This window comes from Grimontia celer (genome assembly GCF_900055185.1).
GTDB classification, from domain to species: Bacteria; Pseudomonadota; Gammaproteobacteria; order Enterobacterales; family Vibrionaceae; genus Enterovibrio; species Enterovibrio celer.
In genome coordinates this window covers 2046576-2072991 of record NZ_FIZX01000001.1, presented here as the reverse complement: position 1 = coordinate 2072991, position 26416 = coordinate 2046576, and the positions used below count along the sequence as shown (strand labels likewise).

27 protein-coding genes are annotated in these 26416 nt (G+C 42.9%); 11 read left to right on the top strand and 16 right to left on the bottom strand.

Features of this window, described 5'->3' with window-relative positions; translation table 11 throughout:
* Window positions 1-345: 345 nt before the first annotated feature.
* A complete protein-coding gene (locus GCE9029_RS09095) occupies window positions 346-1287 on the top strand; it encodes a porin (RefSeq protein WP_062662817.1) in 942 nt (313 codons plus the stop codon).
* 69 nt (window positions 1288-1356) lie between these two features.
* Window positions 1357-1992: a YccT family protein gene (locus tag GCE9029_RS09090; RefSeq protein WP_157487790.1), complete on the top strand. Its 636-nt coding sequence runs from the start codon at window positions 1357-1359 to the stop codon at window positions 1990-1992.
* A gap of 21 nt (window positions 1993-2013) precedes the next feature.
* Here GCE9029_RS09090 and GCE9029_RS09085 read toward each other — a convergent pair whose 3' ends face one another.
* Window positions 2014-2361, bottom strand: coding sequence for a TraR/DksA family transcriptional regulator (locus GCE9029_RS09085; RefSeq protein ID WP_062662815.1), 348 nt, complete (start codon window positions 2359-2361; stop codon window positions 2014-2016).
* Window positions 2362-2678: 317 nt separating this feature from the next.
* Here GCE9029_RS09085 and GCE9029_RS09080 point away from each other — a divergent pair, with 317 nt between their 5' ends.
* The 5 genes from GCE9029_RS09080 (at window position 2679) to recR (ending at window position 7068) form a co-directional block, all read left to right on the top strand.
* A complete protein-coding gene (locus GCE9029_RS09080) occupies window positions 2679-3077 on the top strand; it encodes a YbaN family protein (protein WP_062662813.1) in 399 nt (132 codons plus the stop codon).
* A 102-nt stretch (window positions 3078-3179) separates the two neighbouring features.
* On the top strand, window positions 3180-3725 hold the full coding sequence (gene apt / locus GCE9029_RS09075; protein WP_062662811.1) for an adenine phosphoribosyltransferase: 546 nt from the start codon (window positions 3180-3182) through the stop codon (window positions 3723-3725).
* 105 nt (window positions 3726-3830) lie between these two features.
* Complete coding sequence (dnaX, locus tag GCE9029_RS09070; protein WP_062662809.1) at window positions 3831-6077, top strand: DNA polymerase III subunit gamma/tau; 2247 nt, start codon at window positions 3831-3833, stop codon at window positions 6075-6077.
* A gap of 56 nt (window positions 6078-6133) precedes the next feature.
* Window positions 6134-6463 carry a YbaB/EbfC family nucleoid-associated protein gene (locus GCE9029_RS09065; RefSeq protein WP_002539630.1) on the top strand — a complete coding sequence of 110 codons (330 nt, stop codon included), beginning with the start codon at window positions 6134-6136 and terminating at the stop codon, window positions 6461-6463.
* Window positions 6464-6465: 2 nt separating this feature from the next.
* Complete coding sequence (gene recR, locus GCE9029_RS09060) at window positions 6466-7068, top strand: recombination mediator RecR (protein ID WP_062662807.1); 603 nt, start codon at window positions 6466-6468, stop codon at window positions 7066-7068.
* 47 nt (window positions 7069-7115) lie between these two features.
* Here the strand turns inward: recR and GCE9029_RS09055 are convergent, their stop codons facing one another.
* Together GCE9029_RS09055 and GCE9029_RS09050 are read right to left on the bottom strand one after the other, a co-directional pair.
* A complete protein-coding gene (locus tag GCE9029_RS09055) occupies window positions 7116-7670 on the bottom strand; it encodes a regulatory protein ToxS (RefSeq protein WP_062662806.1) in 555 nt (184 codons plus the stop codon).
* Entirely contained in the window at window positions 7661-8539 is an 879-nt protein-coding gene (locus tag GCE9029_RS09050) for a transcriptional regulator (protein WP_062662804.1), read from the bottom strand. Before GCE9029_RS09050 ends, GCE9029_RS09055 begins: the two co-directional genes overlap by 10 nt.
* A gap of 219 nt (window positions 8540-8758) precedes the next feature.
* Here GCE9029_RS09050 and htpG point away from each other — a divergent pair, with 219 nt between their 5' ends.
* From htpG to GCE9029_RS09030, 4 genes are all read left to right on the top strand, one after another.
* Complete coding sequence (gene htpG / locus GCE9029_RS09045; protein WP_062662802.1) at window positions 8759-10666, top strand: molecular chaperone HtpG; 1908 nt, start codon at window positions 8759-8761, stop codon at window positions 10664-10666.
* Window positions 10667-10924: 258 nt separating this feature from the next.
* Complete coding sequence (gene adk / locus GCE9029_RS09040; RefSeq protein WP_062662800.1) at window positions 10925-11569, top strand: adenylate kinase; 645 nt, start codon at window positions 10925-10927, stop codon at window positions 11567-11569.
* A gap of 114 nt (window positions 11570-11683) precedes the next feature.
* A complete protein-coding gene (gene hemH, locus GCE9029_RS09035; protein ID WP_062662798.1) occupies window positions 11684-12655 on the top strand; it encodes a ferrochelatase in 972 nt (323 codons plus the stop codon).
* A gap of 129 nt (window positions 12656-12784) precedes the next feature.
* Complete coding sequence (locus tag GCE9029_RS09030; RefSeq protein WP_062662796.1) at window positions 12785-14089, top strand: inosine/guanosine kinase; 1305 nt, start codon at window positions 12785-12787, stop codon at window positions 14087-14089.
* A 210-nt stretch (window positions 14090-14299) separates the two neighbouring features.
* On the opposite strand, the gene GCE9029_RS09025 is transcribed toward GCE9029_RS09030, so the two are convergent.
* The 13 genes from GCE9029_RS09025 to GCE9029_RS08960 form a co-directional block, all read right to left on the bottom strand.
* Window positions 14300-14743: a low molecular weight protein-tyrosine-phosphatase gene (locus GCE9029_RS09025; RefSeq protein WP_062662794.1), complete on the bottom strand. Its 444-nt coding sequence runs from the start codon at window positions 14741-14743 to the stop codon at window positions 14300-14302.
* A complete protein-coding gene (locus tag GCE9029_RS09020) occupies window positions 14736-16163 on the bottom strand; it encodes an O-antigen ligase family protein (protein ID WP_062662792.1) in 1428 nt (475 codons plus the stop codon). Before GCE9029_RS09020 ends, GCE9029_RS09025 begins: the two co-directional genes overlap by 8 nt.
* A gap of 83 nt (window positions 16164-16246) precedes the next feature.
* Window positions 16247-16708, bottom strand: coding sequence for a hypothetical protein (locus tag GCE9029_RS09015; RefSeq protein WP_062662790.1), 462 nt, complete (start codon window positions 16706-16708; stop codon window positions 16247-16249).
* Window positions 16709-16805: 97 nt separating this feature from the next.
* Window positions 16806-17081, bottom strand: a complete 276-nt coding sequence (locus GCE9029_RS26995) for a VanZ family protein (RefSeq protein ID WP_368664806.1) — start codon at window positions 17079-17081, stop codon at window positions 16806-16808.
* 806 nt (window positions 17082-17887) lie between these two features.
* Complete coding sequence (locus GCE9029_RS09000; RefSeq protein WP_062662784.1) at window positions 17888-19054, bottom strand: nucleotide sugar dehydrogenase; 1167 nt, start codon at window positions 19052-19054, stop codon at window positions 17888-17890.
* A 102-nt stretch (window positions 19055-19156) separates the two neighbouring features.
* Window positions 19157-19891 (bottom strand): WecB/TagA/CpsF family glycosyltransferase, encoded by a 735-nt coding sequence (locus GCE9029_RS08995; protein WP_062662783.1) that lies wholly within the window; start codon window positions 19889-19891, stop codon window positions 19157-19159.
* Window positions 19892-19970: 79 nt separating this feature from the next.
* On the bottom strand, window positions 19971-21011 hold the full coding sequence (locus tag GCE9029_RS08990) for an acyltransferase family protein (protein WP_062662781.1): 1041 nt from the start codon (window positions 21009-21011) through the stop codon (window positions 19971-19973).
* A 34-nt stretch (window positions 21012-21045) separates the two neighbouring features.
* Entirely contained in the window at window positions 21046-22284 is a 1239-nt protein-coding gene (locus GCE9029_RS08985) for an O-antigen ligase family protein (RefSeq protein WP_062662779.1), read from the bottom strand.
* Window positions 22260-23138, bottom strand: coding sequence for a glycosyltransferase family 2 protein (locus tag GCE9029_RS08980; protein ID WP_062662777.1), 879 nt, complete (start codon window positions 23136-23138; stop codon window positions 22260-22262). Before GCE9029_RS08980 ends, GCE9029_RS08985 begins: the two co-directional genes overlap by 25 nt.
* Window positions 23128-24348 carry a lipopolysaccharide biosynthesis protein gene (locus GCE9029_RS08975; RefSeq protein ID WP_062662775.1) on the bottom strand — a complete coding sequence of 407 codons (1221 nt, stop codon included), beginning with the start codon at window positions 24346-24348 and terminating at the stop codon, window positions 23128-23130. Before GCE9029_RS08975 ends, GCE9029_RS08980 begins: the two co-directional genes overlap by 11 nt.
* 2 nt (window positions 24349-24350) lie before the next feature.
* Window positions 24351-24863, bottom strand: coding sequence for an acyltransferase (locus tag GCE9029_RS08970; protein WP_062662773.1), 513 nt, complete (start codon window positions 24861-24863; stop codon window positions 24351-24353).
* Window positions 24850-26001 (bottom strand): glycosyltransferase family 4 protein, encoded by a 1152-nt coding sequence (locus GCE9029_RS08965; protein WP_062662771.1) that lies wholly within the window; start codon window positions 25999-26001, stop codon window positions 24850-24852. The genes GCE9029_RS08970 and GCE9029_RS08965 overlap by 14 nt, the downstream gene beginning before the upstream one ends.
* Window positions 25988-26341: an acyltransferase gene (locus tag GCE9029_RS08960; protein ID WP_231870060.1), complete on the bottom strand. Its 354-nt coding sequence runs from the start codon at window positions 26339-26341 to the stop codon at window positions 25988-25990. The genes GCE9029_RS08965 and GCE9029_RS08960 overlap by 14 nt, the downstream gene beginning before the upstream one ends.
* Window positions 26342-26416 lie beyond the last annotated feature (75 nt).

The window sequence follows — 26416 nt, the reverse complement described above, 5'->3', positions numbered from 1 at the left end:
TTGCCCGATAGTGGAATAATATTCTAAATTTATGTTTATTGATGGCTTAAATTGGATTTTTGCTCTGATTAATCCTTGCGATCAACTTTGCAGAAAATTGACAATGAGGTTTCATTTTCGTGACCACACTCGACGTGCTGGTTTTAAATGGCTGGTTTTAAAGGTTATTTTTGTTTTTTGAGAACGATTTTGGTTGATTTGACAGATTTTAGATTTCTCTGCACTCTAAGTTTCGAAGTTTAAGCGTACTTGTTGTGACGTTTTAGTGACGTTGTGACACGTACAAAATAAAAGGGATCCTGGAACAGGAATTCCAATCTAATAAAGAAAAGGCAGTGGATTAACATGAAAAAGACTATCCTAGCGATGGCAGTACCAGCTCTGCTGGCTGCTGGTGCAGTGAATGCAGCAACTGTATACGACCAAGACGGCGTAACTGTCACCATCGGTGGTGCTGCAGAAGTGCAAATCATCCAAGACTACGAGTTTACTGGCGAAGATAAGAAGCTTGACGTTCGTTTGGACGACGGCGAGTTGAACTTTGCAGTTGACGTTCAGGTTTCTGACAATCTGACTGCTCTTGGTTATTTTGACTTCGAAAACGAAGGCAGCACCGTAGAGAATGACGAGCTTTGGGCTGGTTTCAAAGGCAACTGGGGTAAGTTTACCGTTGGTCGCCAGTACACTTTTTGGGATGATGCGTTCATCAACGAAGACATCGAGCTTGGTCTTGAAGGCTTCGAAAGTAACGAGCCAGCCGACGGCGAAGATGTACTTAAGTACCGTTATGATGGCGACGCTTTCTGGTTTGGTATTGCACACGACCTAGATACAGGCGACGATGTTGACCACACTGACGGTGCTATCGGTACATCGGTTGCTGGTTTTGATCTGGCTCTTTACGTAAGTGACGCTAACCTTAGTGCAACCAGTGAAGCAACCGCTTACCAAGGCAGTGTTGTGTACAACATCGATGCATTCACACTCGGTCTTTCTTACACCGATGTTGAGGAAAAGTCTTCTGGCTCAGTTGATAAAGCCAACTCAGGCGACATCGTAGAATTGCTTGCTGGTTACGGTGTTGGCGATTGGCAATACTACCTCGGTTACAACTTTGGTGAAAACGACGATAACTCCAAAGGCGATAACATCTACGCTAACGCAACCTACAAAATGCACAGCAACGTGAAAACTTATGTTGAGTTGGGTTGGGTTGAAACTGAATCAGCTGCAGGCGTTAAAGACGACTCCACTGGTTTCCTAGTAGGTATGGAAGTTAAATTCTAATTTAACTCAAACTTATTTGTTATTAGGAGCCGCCACTTTGGCGGCTCTTTGTTTATTTAGGGGTGAGAAATGATGAAAAATCTTTTGTTGATTACTTTGGCTTTTGTAAGTTTTTATAGCTCTTCTGCAAGCTTGGAAGTGGGCTCGGATTTGAGAGTACTAGTTTTAAATGGCAAAGAAGTCGATGCTGATAGTGGTGATTTGCTCAAGTTAGCGGCGGGTGATAACCAAATCGTAGTTCGTTACAAATCTATTTTAGATAATGGCTCAAAGACCAAGTTTTTTGAATCCAAGCCTTATGTTTTCCAGTTTACCGACTTGGGTGAAGACCTAACTATTTCAGTGGAGCGCTTCCGCAAGTATAAACAAGCGGAAAAAGCATTTGGCAATAATAACGTTAAGTGGTTTGTTGAAAAACGTTCTGGTGGCTCTGTTCCATTTCGTTTTGATGAGCTCCCAGGAAACCCTGGCTTCTTGCCTTACGCCGATCTCCCAAAAGCTGTTGCGACTTACAACAAGAAAAATGGCATTTACTTTGAAGGTCAAGAAATCAAAGTTCTTAATGAAGAAGTCATCGTAGCCGTCTCCGAAACTGGTGAAGTGGAATTGACCGGCGACGCTCTTGCACAGCTCAAACTCTGGTACACCAAAGCATCAAAAGAAGAACGCAAAGCATTCCGTAAATGGGTGATTGACCAAGAGTAAAAAACGCCGAAAGGCGTTTTTTTATGCGTGATGATATCGACTGTGAGTCCTGCACGCACGGCAGCGAGACTCGGCAGGGTCAGACAGAATGTCCTTTTCTTCTATCTCTTCCTCGCAGTCTGCACAAAGACCATACAAACCTGTATGAATGGCACAAAGCGCGGCATCTATCTTTTCAAGCCGTAAACCCTCTTCATGCAAAGTGGCACTTCTTTCCTTTCTACACAGTTTAATAAGGTGTGCAGTCGGGACGTTAGAAACGTCCAATCCAGTCAAGCTAATCAGTGCATCTTCCAATCTGCTACGTACCGCTTCCTTCTCATTCGCGAGCTTTTGTTGTAGCTGTGCTACAGTTTCTGTATCAATCATTGTGATGTCTCGGTGCACTTTGTAACCGAAACAGTGTAGTGAAATCGACTGTCTTTGTTCTGATATATATCAAGACAAAAAGAGATAAACCCTGCGGTTTGTCGGTATTTAGCCGAACGCTAAACGAGTATATTTGCAGCCAGCTCAATAAAAGTCAGAACTAAAAGGATGTAAAAAGATGGACGCTAACTTCAAAGACCCGTTTAATTTTGCTTATTTCTTGGGAATGATCGCGGTACTGCTGATCCCAACGCTGCCTGCAACCCTGACGTGGATTGGCATGCTAAGCAGATAAAAAGCCTTTTTGGGGAGGAAGAGTGCAAGAATCAATAAAACGAGTATTTTTGCTGAGTATTGGATGGCTCTGTGTGTTTTTAGGTGTCATTGGCATATTCCTCCCATTGTTACCTACAACGCCTTTCCTGCTTCTCGCTAGCGCATGCTTCATGCGTGGCTCTCCTCGCATAGCGAGTTGGCTTCACAACCATCCTACTTTTGGCCCTGTCATCAATAACTGGAACGAACACCGGGCGATCGACAAGAAAATAAAGCGTAGAGCGACAGTGTTTATTGTGCTTAGTTTTTCTCTCTCAATTGCCATCGTCCCCGAACTTTGGCACAAGATCATGTTGGCTTCGATGTGCGCCGCACTTTTATTTTGGTTTAACCGTTTGCGTGAAATCGAACCTGTTGCCCGCGCCACAGAAAATACATAACATGACTCCTTCGTCTCCCCATCAGCTGGCTTGTGATAGCAGGCGTAAGTGGGGTCATTTACTTCCAGCATTATCGGAAGCCACATACCGTGGTGAGTCATTATGAGCCAAGACAAAATCGCATTTATCAAAGACAGCATTAAAACCATCCCAGATTATCCAAAGCCAGGTATCATGTTTCGCGATATCACCAGCTTGATGGAAAACGCAGAAGCCTATAAAGCCACTATTGGACTGCTTGTCGAAAAATATAAAGATCAAGGTTTCACCAAAATCGTAGGGACTGAATCCCGTGGTTTCCTATTTGGTGCTCCATTGGCACTAGAGTTGGGTGTGGGTTTTGTTCCAGTGCGTAAGCCAGGAAAACTACCACGTGAAGTCATCAGCGAAAGCTATGAATTGGAATATGGTACAGACAAACTGGAAATCCACACTGATGCTATCGTTGAAGGTGACAAAGTACTCATGGTTGATGACTTGTTAGCAACTGGTGGTACGATTGAGGCAACCACTAAGCTGATTCGCCGTTTGGGTGGTGATGTGGCCCATGCTGCGTTCATCATCAATCTGCCTGAAATCGGTGGTGAGAAGCGTCTTCAAGAGAATGGCATTGACGTATACAGCATCTGCCAGTTTGACGGTCATTAATCGAGCGTTTAAGCACTTGAAGAGAGAGGAGCGTGATCGTCAAGATCGCGCTCTTTTTGTGTCTGTGCTAGCATGGCGAGAGACTATAGAAAGAATTTATAACGCATGAGTTATCAGGTACTAGCCAGAAAATGGCGACCACACCAGTTCCAAGATGTGGTTGGCCAATCCCATGTATTGACCGCTTTAGCGAATGCGCTCGATCATAATCGTTTGCATCACGCTTATCTGTTCAGCGGCACGCGCGGTGTGGGTAAGACCACTATAGCCCGCATCTTTGCGAAAGGCTTGAACTGCGAACAAGGTGTAACCTCAACGCCTTGTGGCGTGTGCTCGACCTGTCAGGAAATCGATCAGGGTAGATTTGTTGACCTGTTGGAGATTGATGCTGCTTCACGCACCAAAGTAGAAGACACTCGTGACCTTCTAGACAACGTTCAATACAAACCCGCTCGTGGTCGCTACAAAGTCTATCTGATAGACGAAGTGCACATGCTCTCGCGTCACAGCTTTAATGCGCTGCTGAAAACACTGGAAGAGCCGCCGGAGTACGTAAAGTTCCTGTTGGCGACCACAGATCCGCAAAAGCTGCCTGTGACGATTCTGTCGCGCTGTCTGCAATTTCATTTGAAGCATTTAGATGCCACGCAGATTAAAGATCAACTGACGCATGTCCTAGAGCAAGAAGCAGTTGCGGCTGAACCTCGCGCCTTGTCCCTTATCGCACGTGCAGCAGAAGGCAGTATGCGTGATGCGCTTTCTCTAACTGATCAGGCAATTGCATTGGGCAATGGTAGTGTGCAGGAAGGGCAGGTGACAGAGATGCTGGGTACCTTGAGTACCGATCAGGCGATTTTGTTGCTTGAAGCGTTGGCTGAAGGTCATGCAAATCATGTTATGCAGTGCCTGACACACTTGTCCGAAGTCGGTGTAGAGTGGGATGGACTACTAAAGGAAATTGCGGGGCAGTTGCATCGCGTGGCCATGGCGCAAGCTTTGCCAGAAGCTGTTGATAAAGCTTCACCGGATGCAGAACGTATTTTAATGCTCAGCCAATCTATCTCACCGCAAGATGCACAACTTTTCTATCAGATAGCACTGCAAGGACGTCAGGATTTGCCTTACGCGCCGGATGGCCGTGCTGGTCTTGAAATGGTCTTGCTGCGTATGTTGGCATTTAGGCCAGTCACGTCTCAGCAGTATCAGCCTTCTGCAGTAAGTGTTTCTTCAAGTGAGCCAGGCAAACATTCTGCAGCACCCGCGCCTCAGGCAAATACTCGCCTTGAAACCTTAAAAGCACAGGTTGAAGCCAGTCGAACAGTGAGCAAAGCTGCTCCTGCTCCTGCTCCTGCTCCTGCTCCTGCTCCTGCTCCTGCTCCTGCTCCTGCTCCTGCTCCTGCTCCTGCTCCTGCTCCTGCTCCTGCAGCCGTGCAGCCAGAAACGATGCCAGCACAGCCGCAGCAACTGCCGGATTCCCAACCAAACATGGTGCAGGATGATCCCCAAATGTCTGCGCACATGGCCGCGATGGAGATGGAAGCGCAAAGGGAAACCGAGTCTCATGCTGAATACGATGTACCTTCCCAGTCATCGGCGGGCTCTTCACCTCAGCAGCCCCAGCAAACAGCGCCTTCTTCTGCTGGTAGTTTAGTGGCCGCACGCAACATGTTGAGAAGTCGCGTTCGCCAACAAGAGGGCCAATCGCCAAAAAAGGGTAGTGCGGCAACAGCCGGCGGTGATGCACTGTCGGTTATCGACCGGATCGCAGCAAAACATAAGCCTGCTGATCCCGCTGTTTTTCAGCAAGCGTCGATGCCGAATGAAAATGCCGCGACCCAAGATGAAGCTTATCGTTGGAAACCGACCAAGATAGAATCGACAGAAGAGAAAGTTGTTTCTGTTACGCCAGACAAAATTAAAAAGGCGCTTCAACATGAGCGCACGCCAGAGATGCGTGACAAGCTCGAAAAAGAGTCGGTTGAACTTGATGAGTGGAGCTGTATTGCTTGCGCATTGGATGCACCACGATTAGTGAAGCAAATGGCGCTTAATGCATCCATGGAACGAGATGGTGACCAGATTAATCTTTGTCTCCGTTCTGAGCAGGCTCATTTGAATACAGAAAAAGCGCAAGCGGCTTTGTTAGAAGCGCTAAGCGTCCAATTAGGCGCATCAATAACCTTATCGGTCACGCTTGGAGATGCTGGTATTACACCACTCGAATGGCGCGACAGACTTTATACAGAAAAATTGACTCAGGCTTCCCAAAGTCTGAGTGATGATCCCAATGTTCGCTTCATTATTCAGCGCTTTTCTGCGCAAGTAGATGAAGAGAGCGTTAGACCTATATAAACCTAATGGGCTGTGATTCACTGAATGTCAGTCCAAAGCTACATAGAGAGATGAATATGTTTGGTAAAGGCGGAATGGGCAACCTGATGAAGCAAGCGCAGCAGATGCAAGAGCGCATGCAAAAGATGCAGGAAGAAATTGCGAATATGGAAGTCACTGGCGAAGCTGGTGCAGGCTTGGTAAAAGTGACCATCACTGGTAGCCATAGCGTTCGTCGTGTAGAGCTTGATGACAGCTTGATGGAAGACGACAAAGACATGCTGGAAGATCTGATTGCTGCGGCTTTCAATGATGCAGCGCGTCGTATTGAAGAAGCGCAGAAAGAGAAGATGGCTTCAGTCACTGGCGGTATGCAGATGCCACCAGGCTTCAAAATGCCATTCTAAATATGCGTACAAGCCAACTGCTTGAGCAGTTAATGGAAGCCTTGCGTTGTTTACCTGGGGTCGGCCCCAAGTCTGCACAGCGTATGGCTTTTCATCTTCTGCAACGAAATCGTCAAGGTGGCGTAAAGCTCTCCGAAGCTTTGCTTGCAGCAATGACAGATATCGGTCATTGCGAAAAATGCCGAACCTTCACGGAAGAGGAGGAGTGTGCGATTTGCGCTAATCCTCGTCGTCAGGAGAACGGTCAAATCTGTGTGGTAGAGAGCCCAGCAGATATAGCCGCCATCGAGGCGACAGGCCAGTATTCTGGTCGTTATTTTGTTCTTATGGGGCATTTATCGCCACTTGATGGAATTGGTCCTTCTGATATTGGCTTAGACTTGCTTGAAAAAAGATTGTCCAGTGAGTCCATATCTGAGCTGATTTTGGCTACTAACCCAACAGTAGAAGGTGAAGCGACAGCGCATTACATCAGTGAGCTTTGTCTCGAGCATGGCGTGATTGCAAGCCGGATTGCGCATGGTGTGCCGATGGGGGGAGAATTAGAGCTGGTGGACGGCACGACTCTCTCTCACTCGATTATTGGAAGACACCGTTTAGGATAAAAAAGGCCGCTTGAGCGGCCTTTTTAGTTGGATGGGTGTCATTGATATTACGATTTGCTGTAAAGCACCAGAGAGCCATGATTTAAACTGGTGAGCAGTAGGGAACCATCATTCAATACGTCAATGCGACGAACTTTTTCTGCACCTAAACGATAAAAGGTGCGTACCAAGGTCAGGTCTTCTTCAGAAAACTCAGCCGTATCACCGGTCGTGACATCTTTGATGCTACCCAGCTTGAGCTTCAGATAACCGCCGCTGATTTCCCACTCTCCAGACTCGGAAACTGACATCACAACCTGAGTGTTCTGCTCTTCATTTTTCAACACAATTTGTGTGTCGCGAGAATAGGTATTGTCGGGTAAAAACACCATATTGCTCTGCTGCTCAGTCTCAGTGAGACCAGCAACTTCTCGGTACTGGGACTCTTCGATATGGTTAATCGTCCGCGATTTCCATTCTTTCGACAGCAACAGATTAGACGTTCGCATGTCTTCACCCAGAAATAACCAGGCACTCGCAATAACAGAAGCTAGAAGTAAAGCGAATGGACCAAATCGCTTGAGTTGATCGCGACGTCTTGGCATTTCATGACTTATCGACATAGAGCGTCACTCCCTTGCTGGCTGGTCAGTAGAACATAGGTGATATTGTCGTCTGCATCTTTTGCGGTGTGGATATAGTTCAAAGAAATTTGGTTATCCTGCCCACCCGTCACAATCACCTCTTCCAGTTCGCGCTCTTCGCGGTAAAAGCCGATGTATTTCTCCACACAGCGCTGAACCATTGGCTGCCATTGCGTTATACGCGCATTGGTCACTGGAATATAAACAGGTACGTTTTCTACCGTGAGAATCTCGCGGAATGCTTCTGACTTTGGTGTAGATGCAGCATAGAATGCTAGCGGCACCAACATAGCCAAAACAAAGGCGACCCAGGAACCTAGCGGTGTTTTGGTGGTTACAGGCGTTGGGCTAATGACTACGGGCTCCGGCTGAGGAGCAGCTACTTGCGCTTCTGCTTCGACTTCCGATCCCTCGATTTCTGGCTCTTCAGCGCGGATTTCTGATTCTGGAGAATCTTCTTCGCTCAAGGATGCTTGAGGTTTTGGCACCTCAACTTCCTGATCGTTGTAGACCTCTACAGAGCAGACGACTTGATATCCACGTTTAGGCACCGTTTTTACAAACATTGGGCTTTTTGTGGAGTCTTTCAGGCCTTTTCTCAAAGTGGAAATAGATTGTGTCAGGCTGGAGTCATCGACCTCAAAACCTTGCTTACGCCAGACAAAGTCATGAATTCGGTTTCGGGTGACAATAGCGTGGGGCTCTTCTATCAGAACCATCAATACTCGGCACTCGTTACTGCCCAGTCGGATCAACTCATCATTTTCATAAAGATCGATCAAAGAACTGTCGCTGGGAGAAAAAACAAAACGCTCTCCCAGAAGGTAACGGTTCGATTTATTTAACATTCGATTTACTTACCTGCGCGAATCTTGAAAAGTTTGGCGGGTTAACCTCGAACTTGGAGGTGAATAGCGCCTAAATTGGCTAAAAATAAAGACGATTATACCTGAAATGCGAAAAATAGCTCAAGAAATCAAAAATTCCTTGCCCGCCCTTGAATTGGAAAATCGCGGCCATATTTACAGGAGGTGATTCAATCAAAATACATTTAGTTTGGGGTTAAAATGAGCGATCAAGCGACTCTACAAAGTAAGGAAACACGTGGTTTCCAATCTGAAGTGAAGCAACTGCTGCACTTGATGATCCACTCACTCTATTCCAACAAAGAGATCTTCCTGCGTGAGCTGATCTCTAATGCATCAGATGCTTCTGACAAGCTGCGTTTCAAGGCACTGTCTGATTCTGCACTGTATGAGAATGATGGTGATCTTCGTGTCCGTCTGAGCGTTAACAAAGAAGCGGGCACTTTGACTGTTGAAGATAACGGTATTGGCATGAGCCGAGATGAGGTGATTGAAAACCTCGGTACGATTGCAAAATCCGGCACGGCAGATTTCTTTAAACAACTTTCAGAAGATCAATCGAAAGACAGCCAACTGATTGGTCAGTTTGGTGTGGGCTTCTACTCTGCATTTATTGTTGCAGACAAAGTCACCGTCACGACTCGCGCAGCAGGTGTTGATGCCTCAGAAGGTGTTCAGTGGGAATCTGCTGGTGAAGGTGAATACACCATCGAAGGCATTGAAAAAGCATCTCGTGGTACCACCATCACTCTTCATCTGCGTGAAGAGGATAAAGAGTTTCTGGACGAGTGGCGTCTGCGTGATGTGATTGGCAAATACTCTGATCACATAGGCATTCCCGTTGAAATGTGGGTGCAGGAGCGCGACGAAGAAGGTAAAGAAACTGGCGAAGGTAAATGGGAAAAGGTCAATAAAGCCCAGGCGCTTTGGACCCGTTCAAAATCAGATATTTCTGATGAAGAGTACAATGAGTTCTATAAGCACCTCTCCCACGATTTTGCTGACCCACTGCAGTGGAGCCACAACCGTGTAGAAGGGAAAAATGACTACACTAGCCTGCTTTATATCCCTTCTAAAGCACCATGGGATATGTTCAACCGCGATCATAAACACGGTCTGAAGCTTTACGTGCAACGCGTGTTCATCATGGATGATGCATCGCAGTTCATGCCGAACTACTTGCGCTTTGTCCGTGGTTTGATTGACTCAAACGATCTGCCATTGAACGTTTCCCGTGAAATTCTGCAAGACAATAAGGTAACTCAGTCTTTGCGTAACGCCTGCACCAAGCGTGTTCTCACCATGCTTGAGCGTTTGGCAAATAATGACGCGGATAAATACCAAAGCTTCTGGAAAGAATTTGGCTTGGTACTGAAAGAAGGTCCAGCGGAAGATTTCTCAAATCGTGAGAAAGTCGCGGGTCTACTGCGCTTTGCCTCGACTGAAACTAACAGCGGTGAACAAACGGTTTCTCTTGCTGACTATGTATCTCGCATGAAGGAAGAACAGGACAAGATTTACTATCTGACTGCAGATTCTTATCAGGCCGCGAAAAACAGTCCTCACTTAGAGCAATTCAAAGCCAAAGGCATTGAAGTGATCCTGATGTACGATCGCATCGACGAATGGTTGATGAGCTACCTTCCAGAGTTTGACAGCAAGCAATTCCAAGCGATCACTAAAGCGGATCTGGATCTCAGCAAGTTTGAAGATGACGCTGAGAAAGAAAAACGTGAAGAAACCGAAAAAGAGTTTGCTTCTGTGGTTGATAGAACCAAAGCATATCTCGGTGACCGTGTGAAAGATGTTCGTCCTACCTTCAAACTGTCCGGCACACCAGCTGTGGTGGTCACCGATCAGTTTGAAATGGGTACACAAATGGCGAAGCTTCTGGCTGCAGCTGGGCAAGAAGCGCCAGAAGTGAAATACATCTTCGAAATGAATCCAGAACACACTCTGGTGAAGCAAATGGCTGACGAGGCGGACGAAGAAGTGTTCGGTCGCTGGGTCGAGATGCTGCTGGGTCAGGCGATGCTTGCAGAACGCGGCTCGATGGATGATCCATCTCAGTTCCTGAGTGCGGTGAACCAACTTCTGACTAAAGGCTAATTGCATAACGATTCAATTTCGTTATTAATATGACCGAGCCCAGCGGGAATGCTGGGCTCGTTAACTTCAATACCTAAACGATTTTGTGCGGCTTCACGCTTTCTTTGCTTACTGAGTGTTAAATGAAGTAACCAAGAGACCTAAGCCGATATCAGCGCCAATTGTGTTGAAAACGTCGGGCACGAGGTTGTTTAGGTATCAATATACGTGTATGTTTCGTGTTTTTGCGAAACTCCAAAGTAAATAAAGGGGATAACTATGCGCATCATTCTTCTGGGCGCACCAGGTGCAGGTAAAGGGACTCAAGCGCAGTTCATCATGGAAAAATATGGTATTCCACAAATTTCCACTGGTGACATGCTGCGCGCAGCAATCAAAGCCGGCACCGAGCTGGGCAAACAGGCGAAAGCAGTTATCGACGCGGGCCAACTAGTATCTGACGATATTATCCTTGGTCTGGTTAAAGAGCGCATTGCACAAGAAGACTGTGCGAAAGGCTTCCTTCTGGATGGCTTCCCACGCACTATTCCACAGGCAGATGGCCTGAAAGACATCGGCGTAGTGGTTGACTACGTACTGGAATTCGACGTGCCAGACAGTGTTATCGTTGAGCGTATGAGTGGTCGCCGCGCGCACCTGGCTTCTGGCCGTACTTACCACGTTGTTTACAACCCGCCTAAAGTGGAAGGTAAAGACGACGTGACTGGCGAAGATCTGGTTGTTCGTGACGACGACAAAGAAGAAACCGTACGTGCTCGTCTGGGCGTATACCACGACCAAACAGCGCCACTGATCGCTTACTACTCGAAAGAAGCAGAAGCCGGCAACACCAAGTACCTGAAATTTGATGGTACTCAGCAAGTTGCTGAAGTCAGCGAAGAAATCGCTAAACAGCTGGATTAATAACCCCAGTGTTTAAAAAAAGGGCAATCAATACGATTGCCCTTTTTTGATCTTTTTCTCCTAAAGAAAAGTAGTGGTATCCTCGGGGTAAAACAATCTGTGTTGCAGGACGAAATGGAAAACAAAAACAACAAAGTAGGAGTGTTGCTGGCTAACCTCGGCACACCGGAAGCACCGACCGCACAAGCAGTAAAAGCCTTTCTCAGCGAATTCCTTCATGACCAGCGTGTCGTCGATATGACACGTTGGCTGTGGTGTCCGCTATTGCACGGGATTATCTTGCCTGTGCGTTCTCCCAAGGTAGCAAAGCTCTATCAAACCGTCTGGATGGAAGAAGGTTCACCACTGATGGTCTACTCCAAGCGTCAAAAAGCCGCGCTGGAGCGTGAATCTGGACTGCCTGTGGAACTGGGTATGACGTATGGCAACCCAAGCATTCTGACGGGTGTTGAAGCGTTAAAAGCCAAAGGCTGTAACAAAATTCTCGTGCTGCCGCTTTATCCGCAGTACTCGCGCACCACGACAGCGGCTGTTTTCGACAAAATTGCGAAATCACTGAAGCAAATGCCCGAATTGCCGGAGTTCCGTTTTGTGAACCATTACTACAGTGAAGACAGCTATATCGAAGCGCTGGCGCAATCAGTCGAAGCGCATTGGGCAGAGCACGGTAAACCTGACATGCTGCTTTGCTCTTATCACGGTATTCCTAAACGCTACGCAGATAACGGTGACCCGTACCAAAGTCACTGTTTAGGGACAACAGAAAAACTGGTGGCAAGATTGTCCAGCGATGTACCGCTCAAAACGACATTCCAGTCGCGTTTTGGTCGTGAAGAGTGGCTACAGCCATACACAGACAAGACCCTTGAGACGTTGCCTGGTGAGGGAGTAAAACGTCTGGATGTGATTACGCCAGCATTCTCTGCGGATTGCTTGGAGACTTTGGAAGAGATTTCTGAGCAATGTCATGAGAGTTTTATAGAAGCGGGTGGCGAGACGTTCAGATACATCCCTTGCCTCAATGATTCTCCTGCACATATCGACATGATGAAGCTGTTGGTGGAGAGAAATACCAAGGGTTGGTAACGCCTTCTTTTCATTTTCATTTATGCCTGGGCTGATTTTTCACCCGGGCATATTTTTGTCCGAAAGATTCCCCGTTGAAATTTGTGTGATAGAATTCGCACTTTCGCCACAACAACGACGCATTGAATCATGAAATTCCCGGGCCAACGCAAGTCTAAGCATTACTTTCCTGTCCATGCACGCGATCCACTTTTGGTGCAAGCGAGCGAGCAGCGCAAGCTGAAACGTCCACATGTTATCGGTATCGACCAGACGCTGGTGGATATTGAAGCGAAAGTAGCCGACGATTTCGTTGCGAAATACGAGTTGAGTAAAGGGCATTCTTTGGTGATTGATGACAAACGCGCAGAAGCGCTGTATCAAGAACTCAAAGATAACAACATGGTTAGTCACGAGTTTGCAGGCGGAACTATTGGTAATACGTTGCACAACTACTCAACGCTTGCCGACGACAAATCTATTCTGCTTGGTGTCATGAGCCAAGACATCACCATCGGCAGCTACGCATATCGCTACCTCTGTAACACCTCAAGTCGAATGGACCTTAATTATTTACAGGCAGTTCAAGGACCAATTGGTCGTTGTTACACGCTGATCAGTGAAGAAGGTGAACGTACCTTTGCGATCAGTGAAGGCTTGATGAATCAACTTCACGCTGATTCTATTCCAGAGCATATCTTCAAAAATGCATCTGCATTGGTACTGACCGCTTATCTGGTTCGCTGTAAAGAGGGCGACCCGATGCCGGAAGCGACAATGAAAGCGATAGAATATGCGAAGAAACACGATGTGCCAGTGGTGATGACCATGGGCACCAAGTACGTGATTCAGAACAATCCGCAATGGTGGCGTGACTTCTTGTCAGAACATATTTCTGTTGTTGCAATGAACGAAGAGGAAGCGGAAGCACTGACTGGTGAGTCTGATCCTTTGTTGGCGGCAGACAAAACCCTTGAGTGGGTAGACATGGTGCTGTGTACAGCGGGCCCGGTGGGACTTTACATGGCTGGTTACACGGAAGAAGAAGCCAAGCGTGAAACCAGTTTGCCGTTATTGCCTGGTTCAATTGCCGAATTCAATCGCTACGAATTCAGCCGCCCAATGAAAAAATCAGACTGTGAAAACCCATTCAAGGTTTACTCACACATTGCGCCTTACATGGGTGGCCCAGAGCGTATAAAGAACACCAACGGTGCGGGTGATGGTGCATTGTCAGCGGTACTACATGATATGTCTGCAAATCGCTATCACCGTGATAATGTGCCAAACTCCAGCAAGCACGCCCATTCATTCCTGACCTACAGCTCGTTTTCTCAGGTATGTAAATACGCCAACCGCGTAAGCTATGAAGTACTGGCGCAGCATTCGCCACGTTTGTCTCGTGGTCTGCCAGAGAAAGAGGATTCGCTCGAAGAGGCCTACTGGGAACGCTAAATCACTGCCTTATTTGGCACTTATGCGGCGTTGATTTCATGATTTCTCTCGGTCACTTAGCGGACTAAGCTCCCGAGCAGAAATCATTTTATCGCCTTGTCTAAGTACCAACTAAGTTGTGATTGCCTATTTCATAAAGAAAAATCCGCCACATGGGCGGATTTTTTATTTGGTCGGGAAAGCGAGTCGAATGAACTGGAGTCGTTGGGTTTAAGACAGCTTCTTAGCCCATGTGTTTGTTGCGCGGAATAGTGTCTGATAAAGAGTATCAAAAGACGTTTTTGGTTTAAGGATGGGATCCTCAATATCGCCAAGGCCTATCCATTGGCCAATGAGCATGGTTTTACCTCTCGAACCTGGAGAGAGCAGCGCGACTTCCTCGATATGCTCATGCGACATCACCAAAATTAAATCAAAGCCATCGCAAAGCTCTGGCGAAAGCTGACGCGCATTGTGGTCTGAAATATCAAGGTGGTTTTCAGTACAAATTTGTTCGCTATACGGGTGAGCAGGCGCATCGGTGAGGTTGCTCTTGGTAACTGCAGTGCCAGCTGATTCAATGACTAATTCCGGCAAAAGCTTCTTTAGCAAAGCCTCCGCAATCGGTGATCGGCAGATATTCCCGGTACACACCACGAGAATGCGCTTAAACATGTTCGGGCTCCTTTAAGCCATCTGCCTGATTTGATTTCGGGGGTATAGAGACTAACTGCCCCAAAGCAGGTAAAGCCGAGCATGCATTGGCAATGAAGAGTATCAGGATAAACGTCAGCGCGTTAGCCATTGGCTGAAGGTTAAAATCCACACTGATATGAATGAGCATACCAATGATGGACATGATACAACCCAGCGCTATTCCTTTCATTGTTCGGCTATGCCTTTTCCGAATCGTATGGAAGGCACGAGCAAAGGCCAAAAGTATTACGAGGCCTAAAAGCAATGTCGCAGGGATTCCGGCTTCGACCATAAATTGGATATAGTCGTTATGGGCGTGGTCATAGAACCCAATATCGGCTTTGGAGTACATAGGGAAGATCGTGTAAAAGCTCGCCATGCCAGTCCCGGTGAAAGGGAAGTCCCTGATAATATCCAGTGACCAAACCACCACCTGATCGCGGGACTCCGCACCAAGTGATGTTTCAACCAAACGCTGTTTGACCTTTTCAAGCCCAAACAAGGCACCCACCACGATAGTGTCGACAGCAATAACACTACCTACCAAGATGGTTAACGCTCGTGGCTTATTTTTATAAAACACCAATGCAAGTAAACCACCAATAGCTGTCGCCGCGAAAAAAGCGGTATTTCCCATTCTCGAACGTGTCATAACCAAAGCAATCACCATGATCACAAGGCAGAGTCGTATATACATTTTACGGCTGAGAATACCTTCCATCAGTCTTTTGACGAACATATGGCGCGATTCGGAAGGAGAGGTATGAAGCTGAGAGACGATAAGGCCAATACCCATACAAAGCGTCATCATCAAATAGTTCGCTAAGTGGTTTTTGTAGACAAAAGAGCCTGTAGCAATCCCTATTTCACTATAACCAAATACCAAACTTTCTTTGATATCAAGCAAAACGACCATTGCTGCATAGAACGCCTGTAACGTACCGCTAATCACAATCACCAATACGACTTGCTTAAGTCGCTTACTGGAGTTCACGAGATATATGGCGTTGAAAACCAGCATGGTATAGGCAATCCCTTTGAAAAGAGATGCCAATGTCATTCGAGAATCAAGGGAAATAAAACCTTCGGGTGCTCCGACGAGTTGGTAAATCTCGGCACTTTTTCCAGAAAAGAAGGCCAGTACTTCCCAAGGAAGAGGAAGAGATTGAAACAATACCCATAGCTGGAACAGTGCCAACCCGGAAAGCAGCCATATGTACTGTTTCAACGGTTCGAAAGGTAAATTCCCCCGATAGGCGATGATCAGCAGTATTGATTGAAATGCTATCCAGAACTCGGCAATTGACCATGCCCAATCACGGTTGCTCCCGAGGGGGATTGGTAACCAAAGAATAAGCGCGAGTAGGGAATAAAACGAGAACCTTTCAATAGACGCCATGAGAATCACTCAATATTCGAGTACAACAAAAAGCCCAACGAAGAACGCTGGGCTTTGGTGGGGTGAATCTTTCCTATAAATGATTAGTTTGGGGAGATGACGTTTTCACCACCGCCACCTTGGCCGCCTACTGCCGGTGCTGATGGTGGAGCAGGGCCAGCTGCAGCAGTCTGTATACCAGCCGCAGTCGCTTCTGCGATTTCTGTTGGGTCAAGTCCAGCCAACAGTGCCGCAGTCGTAATGTTTTCGTTGGCAATACCTGCATCTCGGGCAAATTGCGCAATTTCAATCGCTTCGTCTGGCGCTGCGGTCATTGCTGCCTGAATCGCGAACTGAGGGTCGACGCCTTCCAACTCCAACAATAAAGCGAGGATTTCAACTGCGAACTCGGCGTTTTCCAACAAAACGTTCTGGTATGTTTCTTCGCTTGGAACATCACCGAGTTGTGAAATGATGGATTGACGTTGTTCGTCACTTTCGAAAGCAAAGGCCATTGATGACAAAGCCAAGCTAGTTACACCAAAAATGGTGGCGGTAATCTTCATGTTTTTTCCTTGAAAGCATTTTCAAGAGTCTGATTAAAAAGACTATATCAAAGTTAAGATGATGAAAGATAACTTCAGAGCAATTAGAAAAGCTCGATCAGTGAATGGCTTTTGTTTTTGAACGAAGTGTCGCAATTGCACTGCAAAAAGATGTACCAAGCAGTACGCCAAAAACATTGACGGTCATATCCAGCCAGGAAAACTGTCTTGATGGAATTAAATACTGTAGCGATTCATCTAGCACTACCAAGACTAAGACAGTTAGGGTCGGGATTGACAACCTAAAGTGGGAGGTCCTTTGGGTTGTCAGCCAACAAAGCTGGCCTAGGAAAAAAGAGGCAATAAAATGGAGGTATATATCGCCGCCGATCATAACTTCCGTTGCCCGAACTTGATTTGCGAAAATACCGAATGACTTTAGAACGGAAGCGCTACCAAATAGAATTACAAAAACAACAAGCATTAACAAAGGGTATTTAGACACGTTAGCCACAAGCTTGAATCCTAACTTTGTTAAATGCTAAAAGATTACAAATTCGTTGTTTACCGCTTGAATAGGTAACTGTGGTGTTCAGTGCAGGCCGATGTCGCCAAACTTTCCCTATCTCCAGAAGGTTATGTATCGCATGCAGTTTAGCGCTCTCATCGATCAGGTCCCAATTCGAATAAGAATAATCGATATCTGCAAGAATTGTTGAGTGGTTAAGAGGTCCAAAATGACGAGCAAAACTCAGCATTTGGGACTGAAGCTTAAGCTCCCCCCTTTCCTTGTAAATTGATGAAAGCTCGACGTAGCTAGGAGACCAAGTAGGCCTTAACCTAAGACTCTTTTGCAGGAGCGTAGTCAGCTGGTCGGTATCTTTGCTGCCACTTAGATATGCACTCCATTGGTACAATTTTGCACTTAGCGAGTAATCGTATGCTGAAGCTGGAGATACTGAAGCTAGGGTATGGGCTAACAGAGATATCGAGATAGTGTTGTAGTTCGGTGTTGTGTAGTCCTGAAGATTTGAAAGTGCTTCTATTCCAGCGTTTCGATACATTGATTTATAGAACTGTAGTGAGGCAAAGGATAAAACGCTACAGATAATGAAACAATGAAAGACAAGTGGTAATTTTCTATTCATTTGGGTTTCTAAAATTGGTTTGTCTGAAAAGAGACTTTTAAAGGTGGCTTACCTAATCACTGCCAAACAAATCACGTGTGTACACTTTCTCTACGACATCGGCTAACTCTTCTGTCATACGGTTAGAAACTATAACGTCTGCCTTTGATTTGAACGCGTTAAAATCGGTTAGCACTTCTGAATGGAAGAACTCTTTCTCTGTCAAAACTGGCTCATACACGATTACTTCGACGCCTTTAGCTTTGATGCGTTTCATAATACCCTGTATTGATGAGGCTCTGAAGTTGTCGGATCCAGACTTCATGATTAGCCGATAGATACCTACTACCTTTGGATTTTTTGAAAGAATTGATTCGGCAATAAAATCTTTACGGGTGGTGTTTGCATCAACAATTGCCCTAATCATGTTGTTCGGCACATCTTGGTAATTAGCCAAAAGTTGTTTCGTATCTTTTGGTAGGCAGTAGCCACCATAACCAAAAGAGGGGTTGTTATAGTGGTTTCCTATGCGTGGGTCTAGCCCTACGCCCTCAATGATTTGTCGCGCATCTAAGCAATGTGTCTCTGAATAGGTGTCCAGCTCATTGAAATAGGCTACACGCATTGCTAAATAGGTGTTTGAGAACAATTTAACGGCTTCAGCTTCTGTCGAATCAGTAAACAGAACACTTATGTCCTTCTTCTCTGCGCCTTCAACCAAAAGATTAGCGAAGGTTTCAGCACGTTTACTCCGCTCACCAACAATAATCCGCGAAGGATAAAGATTATCATAAAGAGCTTTACCCTCACGTAAAAATTCAGGTGAGAAAATTACGTTATCACATAGGAGCTTCTCTCGAATGTATTTGGTAAAACCAACTGGGACTGTAGATTTGATGACTATTACAGCATCTGGATTTATAGAATTTACGTCTCGTATAACTTTTTCAACAGTCGACGTGTTGAAATTGTTAGATTTTGTATCGTAATCTGTGGGAGTGGCAATAATAACAAATTCAGAGTCTAAATAGGCTTCTCGTATATCTGTCGTGGCTCTAAAATTAAGGCTGCGTTCATTGAGAAAAAGTTCTATCTCATTATCTGCAATTGGAGATATACGGTCGTTTAAAAGATTAACTTTACTTTCGATAATATCTACTGCTACTACTTCGTGATTTTGCGAAAGTAGCATCGCGTTGGATAGACCAACATAGCCCGTACCAGCAATGGCAATCTTCATTTTCTTCCTTGATATAATAAAATATAGGACTTGACTCAATGTATATACATTGAGTTTTTTTGATGGGAATTATTGAAAAATCAAGTGATGTTTTTAAATGATTTATCTAGTAGACATTTTTTCTTTTGTTAGCATTAAAGCAAATTTGGTGTTGGTAACTAGATATCTTCTCCACATTCTTCGTGGCTCCTGAATAACTCTATATAGCCATTCTAATCCATAATTTTGCATCCATATAGGTGCCCGTTGAACCTTTCCAGCAACGACGTCAAATGTGCCGCCAACACCCATAACGAAGTCAACTCCAAGCTTGTCCTGCCATTTGTTTATAAAGTTTTCTTTTTTTGGGGAGGTGATTGCTACAAACAAAAGTTTGGCACCAGATCGGGAAATTTTTTCTACTACTTCTTCTTCACTATCCCAGAAATAACCATCGTTATAGCCACATACAACAAGGTTTGGATAAAGACTTTCTACTTGCTCTTTCGTCTTTCTTACCACTTCTGAGGTAGCTCCGAGCAAGAATACAGGGTATTTTTCTTTAGCACTCATATTGAGTAATTGATGGAAAAGGTCAACGCCTGCTACTCTCTCTGGTACTGAATGGCCTAGCATACGAGCGCCCCAAACTACTCCCATACCATCAATATTAATAATATCGCAAGATTCTACAGATTTTGCGAGAACCTGGTCTGTTTGCATATTCACTACTTTAGCGACATTAACAACAACATGTTGCGTAAATTCGCCTTTGGATATTCTCTTATTTATATGGGTAACTGTATCGTCCATACTGGCAACATCCATAGGACAACCGAACATTTCTATGCGGTTCATTTTTACCTCTATTGAAGTATTTAAAAACAAAGGAAAGTGGGTGATATTATATAAATATTTTTCTTGAGGTTTTTATATGTCAATATCCAATGATATAACGACTGTTAATTGGTGCTAACTTTTTAAATTGAACTGCGATTAAGCTACATATTGTAATTATTAATGTTGTAAATATAGAGAGAAAAACCCATGAGTCAAAGTGAAGAGCATCTTTTAAAAACTTGTTCATTAAAAAAATAGCTAGTGGATGAAGGAAGAATACTGTGAAACTTGTAGCAGCGAGATGATTGATTAATGGGTGTTTAAAGTTTTCAAATCTGTGGAGGATTATCATTAGAAGAAAGCACAACAATATTTTATGAATAAAAACCAGATCTATTCCGCTATATGAGAATAAATATTTGTGATAGCTACCATTATGACCATTCATAGTTTGATAAGTGATCAATGAAACTATTACTACCATGAGAATTAACTCTTTTCCCATAAGCCAGGTATATATTTTCAATCTATTAATAGCAGCGAATATTCCTAATAAATATACAGGTATATAATAGATAGCACTATGAAGTGGATTTATATTTAGAATGGGTCGATGTGCATACATGGCTATAACGGACATCAAAGCTATAATGATAATTTGATATCTTTTCCTTAATTCGATAAATTGAATAAAAAAAGGTGACATTAAAAAAATTATAAATATAAAAGGTATATACCAATATCCTGTTAGAAATCTTCCTGATGAATAGTACTTTAAAGTTGGGATTAAGTAGTTATCAAGTAAACTATCGCCAGAAGGAAGAAACCAGTCCCCATATACACTAGCTTGCTTTAGGGTTAGATAAATAACCGGTAAAGAACCGATTATTACATATGGTAGTAACACGGTTTTAATTTTTTTAATCAGAAATGTTTTTAAATTGAAATTTTTATAAAATATATGATAGAAAAGAAATCCAGAAATAAAAACAAAAAGCGTTGTACCACCAGAAATAAAGTTTTGAATAAAAGCAGATGGGAATGTGTTGAATGTCATACCTGTAATGGAATAACAGTGACCCATAACTATAAATATAATAGCGACTGCTCTAAAGTGATTGAAGGAATTAATAAACACTGTGTGGCCTTTTAGCTATCAGTAACAATTATTTTTAACGAGAAATATATTTCTGGGAATAAGAAAACAAGAGAATGAAAATGCACATAAACCAAACGACATGCTGATCTCTCATAAATGCCGGCTCTGTAATGTTGTAAAGAGTGACAACAAAAAGTGCAGATATAATATTTATATTTCTACTTCTTAGAAAAAGAAGATAGTAGGTGAAAATGAATATACTTATAAACCCAAATTGTGTGAGTAGTTCAATATAACCATTGTGAGAAGAGCTTATGAATCTAAGAAAACTAAATTCATCATCGAAAAAATATGGTGTAACAGGCGTGCCAAAGAAAGATCCATATCCAAAGCCTAACCAAATTCTATCAAAATAATATAGTTCCAAATAAATAGCATCCCATATATATCCTCGGCCAGTTATGAAATCACCCGATACATAGTCCGCAATGTTTACATAGTTATCAACTTGATACGAAATGGTAGGAATAACGTTGAAACCAATAAGCAATAAAAGTGTAGTTATAAAAACAATGGCTTTTGCAATTCTTAAATCAATTTTTGACAAGATTAGATAAACAAATACCAGAAAAATTGATGTTTTACTTGCCGTTAGGACAAGAAGAAATGTCATTAACGAAAGTAAAATAACACTCCTTCTATCCATTCCATAATGAGAGTAAACGATATGGCTACATATGATGGAAACGCATAGAATTGCTCCCATGACATTCTTTGTATTAGAATATCCAGCTAATTCACCATAAGGATTAATGCCTGCACCAATAATAATAGATAGTACGATCATTAATATTATTGAGTAGTTAACCTTTCTAAATGAATTGAAAAGGCTACCACTTAAAATAGAAAGTAATAAACTCTGATATATAACCCAATAGAGAATAAGTTGAAAAAATGATCGTTTAAAGGTCAAAGACTTGAAGTCTGACCATAAAATACTAAATAGAGCAAGTGTGAATATGAATGTAAGAAAAAGTATAGGAGTGATTAAACTAGAGTGAATAGCAAGACATCGAGTATTATTTCGGTACTGGAAGAACAGGGCAAACATTATTAACGACATGCCAATCCAGAATACTTGCTTAGTTCGATCACTACCAGAACGAATATCTAGCATTCCCCCTAAATCGTTGTCCATCAGCTGTATTTTCGGTGTTAACTCTGGGGTCAATACACCCACAATAAAAAGCATGACGACAAAAAATGAATGTCGCTGAATAAGGCTCGCTATTTTGCTGTGGTCATTATACATGACTTAATTCTTCCAAAATCACGGTACAGCTCGCAGAGGTATTTGAAGCGTAAGGGCTTTGAATGAAAGTTAATAATGTATTTTACAACATCAATAAATACCCTAATTATGGATTTTATTAAAAGAGTAAAACGTGTTTTTGGTCCACATCTTATAACTTTCCTTCTGGCATAATTATAACCATTTTTATATAAGCGACTTACTATCCACTCCTTTCTTGCACGGTCTTTTGTAACTGGTTCATATACAATAGAATGTTGATTCCAAATTATTTTACCTGTCTTGCTAATACGTTCAAAAAAATCCGAGTCTTCTCCATAGAAATTAAAGTCAGTATCGAATTTAATATTGTTTTTATTTGCAAATTCTAAATCAATTAGACAATTATTGGTTGCACCATGATTTATTTCATTCAAATGAGGGAAAGTCCTTCGGTCTAGTACTCTTGACTTAACAATTACATCATCAACGTAGTTTGGGTACTGAGTTACAACAGGACCAATAGCTGCAGTGAAATCTGATCCATTAATTATATTTATATAATTCAATAACCATTCTTTATCGACTGTTTCGTCATCATCGATAAATAGTAACCATTTAGTGTTTGTTTCTGACAGTACACGGTTTCGGGCAAAAGCAATTCCGCTTCTTGGCTCACTTACATAAGTGAATCGCGTTTGTTTGTGAGTCATAGAGCAAACTAATTGTCTTGCACTCTGGTTTGGGTCATTGTCAACAATTAGTACATTAACTTTTGCGTTCGCATATTCAATCGCTTTCTTTACGCTTTCTAACGTTTTCTCTAGAAAAGGACGTTTGAAAGTACATATACCTATAGTGATATCATGATGCATAATATTCTTCCTTTCTTACTTTTATATAATAAATGAAGGACAATGCTAACAATGTTCCTTCGCCAATTGCTATTGCCAGTGGCATATATTGCCAAGAAAGGAATTTATATATCAATATGATAGAAAGAAGGGTCGTTATACTTGACATGATATTAAAGTATGTTTGTATTTTGAATACGCCATATGCTTGTAGTGAGGTTGATATAACAGTCCTGAGTTGAATCATTGCAACAGCTATACCCCACAAGACTGTAGTGAGTAATATATTCTCTTCGATTTGGATGAATAGTAGTTCTTCTAGATGCTTCCAAAATAACATGACCGCCGATATAGCGAGAATATTCAAAGCTATCACTCCAAAAACACTAAGACGGATGAAGGCCCCAAATTTGTCGCGACTATTTGAGCCGAGAAGTGATGCTAGGTGATTCCTTGCTATCTTAATCCAACCATTCAAAATGAGGTTCATTGGCCCGAAAAGTACTCTACCGGCTTGAACCAGACCTAGTATCTCTGTGGAGTAGAACGTCGTTAAGATAAAAATGTATGACCTACTATATATTTCAGTTACAAACACACCTAGGGTGGCCCATTTAGAAATAGGCCAAATCTTTATTTTGTAAAATCTATAAACGATCAGTATGTTTAGATTTGTGTGAATATTGATTTTGCACTTTGCGACGGCTGTACTGATTAGCGAGCATATCGCTAGTGTGATCACAATTAATTGAATACTATAGATTTCTAGAAAGTAGTAAATTAAAAGACTTAGTAGTGCTAAAAAGATGAATAAAACTTCCATTTTTGTGACTGTATGTACATCATAGTCTAGCATTAGGAGGTTTTTATAATAGTCTCTAATTGAAAACGATACTAAGTATAGTCCAAGTAACCACCCGGGAAATTCTATCAATAGCCCGGCAACAATAGAGATTGTTAGTATGGAAAATAAATATAATAAGTTTATTGAATTGTAAAAGTTAAGATATTTTGATTTTCCGTTGAGAACTCTTTTCTTTATTCTAACAGACATCGGTGTGGAAATGAGTGCATTCTGAAATGAAATAGCTCCAAGTCCTAGAGCAAAAACTATGCTATACACTCCAAAGTCTGAAACGGAATATAGTTTTAGAATATAGATTGATACAATAAGATTAAATACACTGATTGCCCCCTGATTAGCCATGGAGGCAAGTATTTTCTTTAACATTTTTATCTGGAGCTCTTAATTATTGCAGGGTTACCACATACAACTTTGTACTCTGGTACAGATTTAGTGACGACCGAGCCGGCTCCTATTACGCTACCAGAACCAATAGACACACCAGGTAGTATGATGACATTTGCGCCTATCCAGACGTCATCCCCGATTGTTACAGGTTTGAAATTGTCACCTTGTTCTAAAATTGGTATTGCTCTGTCTGCGATGACATGATTTCTTGTATATATTTTAACGTCTGGACCCATCAAAACATTTTCACCTAGGGATACTCCGCCATAGATACGTGAATTCTCACCAAGCATTGAGTTTTTCCCTACTTTGATATCAGGTGATATCTTGGCCCCTTTCTCTATATTTAACTTACCACCATGCATGTTCAAGAATAGTTTGGCATTTGCATTTCGTATACTTCTAAATATATGGCCTAATGGTCTATAGTTTGCCGGTAAATGAATAGATAGAGCTAAATAGATGAAGTAACTTATTAACTTAATTAGCTTCATAGGTCGGTCCAAAAGAATCTAAGTAAGACTTAGAAATTTCATTAGTGGAAAAGACATCAAGAAAACCGGATTTGGTGTCATATTCCAACTTATTTTTGATTTTTTCTTGGTTTCTATACAAATAGTTCATTGATTTGGAAATCTGGTCTTTATTGCCTGACTCTACACTTTGAATATATTCGACACCGGTTACGTATCCATCTATCCCGGAACCCTTACAATGAATAATCGGAAGGTTACAATAGAGTGCTTCTACATAGACCATGCCAAAGGTTTCATTTACACTTGGCATTACCAGAGCACAGTACTCGGATAACTTTTCCAAAAGTTCATCTTTGGAAATCTTACCGCAATAGTTGACCTGGTCTGAAACTCCGTACAGGTTAGTCATACTATCTAGATTTGAAAGGCTTTCTTCATCGGCAGTACCATATATATCAAGCTTAAAATTTTTGTTAGTACTTAATGCCTCTAGCGTATCATAGAGACCTTTCTTTCTTGCCGACTCCATTCGCCCAATAAAAATAAAACGATTGGAATTTGTATTTTTGATTGCGTTTTCTTTTCTTTCGATAAGCTTTGGGGTTTCCACGATGTTTGGAAGAAGTTTAAAGTCTTTTTTCGTTACTTTTAGCTTCTTTTCAATGTCATGTTTCCCCCAAGCGCTTACATAAAAAACCTTCGAAGCATTGAAATAAACTTTCTTAAATATCCATCTACTAAAAGGTTTATTTTTTATGAACTTAATGTCGGTATCCGCTCTAACACTAATGGCATATTTTACCCCGGTGAACTTGCTCAAAAAGTAAGCCAATAGGCCATCGATAGTTAATTTATGGGCATGAATATAGTCAACGCTTTTTACATCATGACCTCGTTTCCTAAGAAGAATCAGCGCCGAAAGCAGTGTAATAAACGTATGGAGCAGGCCGAGTGGCAGCGATGGTGCTTGAAGGTAGCCATACTGATCACGTTTTTCATATCCAAAGCGTGATGTTCGAATACGGCGATAAGCAATAGTTTGGTGATCGATATCTCGCTCTGTTGCTGAAAGTAAGTTAGCTACCGCTTTTGTTGAGTTCATTCCAGTGTGATCAGGAAAGTCTGATGCTATATGAAATAGCTTAACCTTCTTCATTGCACAGTTTCCCATACTTCTTAGTTTTGATGTTGTGCCTAATAGGTTTAGCAGGATTGCCGGCAACAATGCTATTGCATGGCACATCTTTGGTTACCAAGCTACCTGCGGCGACGATTGAATTACTACCGATCGTTATGCCAGGAAGAATGGTAGCGTTTGCACCAATAAAACACCGTTTTCCGATGAAGGTGTCCGCATGTAACCCACGAACGAAGTCGTGTGTGAGTATCGTAGCGCCAAAAGAAATGTAAGATTCTTCGCCGATATATATACCTTTAGGATTGGTTTTATCCAGATGACATTTACTAGATAGCAAAGCACCCTGAGCGATATTCATGCCATATCGCCGTTTTAAGTAGCCAGTCCGAATGGCTAACAATAGAAGTCTTAAATTTCTTTTTATTTGGCGCAT

Bases quoted from the DNA above. Each gene is read 5' to 3' on its own strand.
- GCE9029_RS08975 (WP_062662775.1), bottom strand. From the start codon at position 24,348: ATGTTAAAGAAAATACTTGCCTCCATGGCTAATCAGGGGGCAATCAGT.
- GCE9029_RS09090 (WP_157487790.1), top strand. From the start codon at position 1,357: ATGATGAAAAATCTTTTGTTGATTACTTTGGCTTTTGTAAGTTTTTAT.
- recR (WP_062662807.1), top strand. From the start codon at position 6,466: ATGCGTACAAGCCAACTGCTTGAGCAGTTAATGGAAGCCTTGCGTTGT.
- dnaX (WP_062662809.1), top strand. From the start codon at position 3,831: ATGAGTTATCAGGTACTAGCCAGAAAATGGCGACCACACCAGTTCCAA.
- adk (WP_062662800.1), top strand. From the start codon at position 10,925: ATGCGCATCATTCTTCTGGGCGCACCAGGTGCAGGTAAAGGGACTCAA.
- GCE9029_RS09055 (WP_062662806.1), bottom strand. From the start codon at position 7,670: ATGTCGATAAGTCATGAAATGCCAAGACGTCGCGATCAACTCAAGCGA.
- GCE9029_RS08985 (WP_062662779.1), bottom strand. From the start codon at position 22,284: ATGTATAATGACCACAGCAAAATAGCGAGCCTTATTCAGCGACATTCA.
- GCE9029_RS09050 (WP_062662804.1), bottom strand. From the start codon at position 8,539: ATGTTAAATAAATCGAACCGTTACCTTCTGGGAGAGCGTTTTGTTTTT.
- GCE9029_RS09015 (WP_062662790.1), bottom strand. From the start codon at position 16,708: ATGAAGATTACCGCCACCATTTTTGGTGTAACTAGCTTGGCTTTGTCA.
- GCE9029_RS08960 (WP_231870060.1), bottom strand. From the start codon at position 26,341: ATGAATATCGCTCAGGGTGCTTTGCTATCTAGTAAATGTCATCTGGAT.
- apt (WP_062662811.1), top strand. From the start codon at position 3,180: ATGAGCCAAGACAAAATCGCATTTATCAAAGACAGCATTAAAACCATC.
- GCE9029_RS09020 (WP_062662792.1), bottom strand. From the start codon at position 16,163: ATGGCGTCTATTGAAAGGTTCTCGTTTTATTCCCTACTCGCGCTTATT.
- GCE9029_RS08995 (WP_062662783.1), bottom strand. From the start codon at position 19,891: ATGAACCGCATAGAAATGTTCGGTTGTCCTATGGATGTTGCCAGTATG.
- GCE9029_RS09065 (WP_002539630.1), top strand. From the start codon at position 6,134: ATGTTTGGTAAAGGCGGAATGGGCAACCTGATGAAGCAAGCGCAGCAG.
- GCE9029_RS09085 (WP_062662815.1), bottom strand. From the start codon at position 2,361: ATGATTGATACAGAAACTGTAGCACAGCTACAACAAAAGCTCGCGAAT.
- GCE9029_RS08965 (WP_062662771.1), bottom strand. From the start codon at position 26,001: ATGAAGAAGGTTAAGCTATTTCATATAGCATCAGACTTTCCTGATCAC.
- GCE9029_RS08980 (WP_062662777.1), bottom strand. From the start codon at position 23,138: ATGCATCATGATATCACTATAGGTATATGTACTTTCAAACGTCCTTTT.
- GCE9029_RS08970 (WP_062662773.1), bottom strand. From the start codon at position 24,863: ATGAAGCTAATTAAGTTAATAAGTTACTTCATCTATTTAGCTCTATCT.
- htpG (WP_062662802.1), top strand. From the start codon at position 8,759: ATGAGCGATCAAGCGACTCTACAAAGTAAGGAAACACGTGGTTTCCAA.
- hemH (WP_062662798.1), top strand. From the start codon at position 11,684: ATGGAAAACAAAAACAACAAAGTAGGAGTGTTGCTGGCTAACCTCGGC.
- GCE9029_RS09000 (WP_062662784.1), bottom strand. From the start codon at position 19,054: ATGAAGATTGCCATTGCTGGTACGGGCTATGTTGGTCTATCCAACGCG.
- GCE9029_RS09030 (WP_062662796.1), top strand. From the start codon at position 12,785: ATGAAATTCCCGGGCCAACGCAAGTCTAAGCATTACTTTCCTGTCCAT.
- GCE9029_RS09095 (WP_062662817.1), top strand. From the start codon at position 346: ATGAAAAAGACTATCCTAGCGATGGCAGTACCAGCTCTGCTGGCTGCT.
- GCE9029_RS26995 (WP_368664806.1), bottom strand. From the start codon at position 17,081: ATGATCGGCGGCGATATATACCTCCATTTTATTGCCTCTTTTTTCCTA.
- GCE9029_RS09025 (WP_062662794.1), bottom strand. From the start codon at position 14,743: ATGTTTAAGCGCATTCTCGTGGTGTGTACCGGGAATATCTGCCGATCA.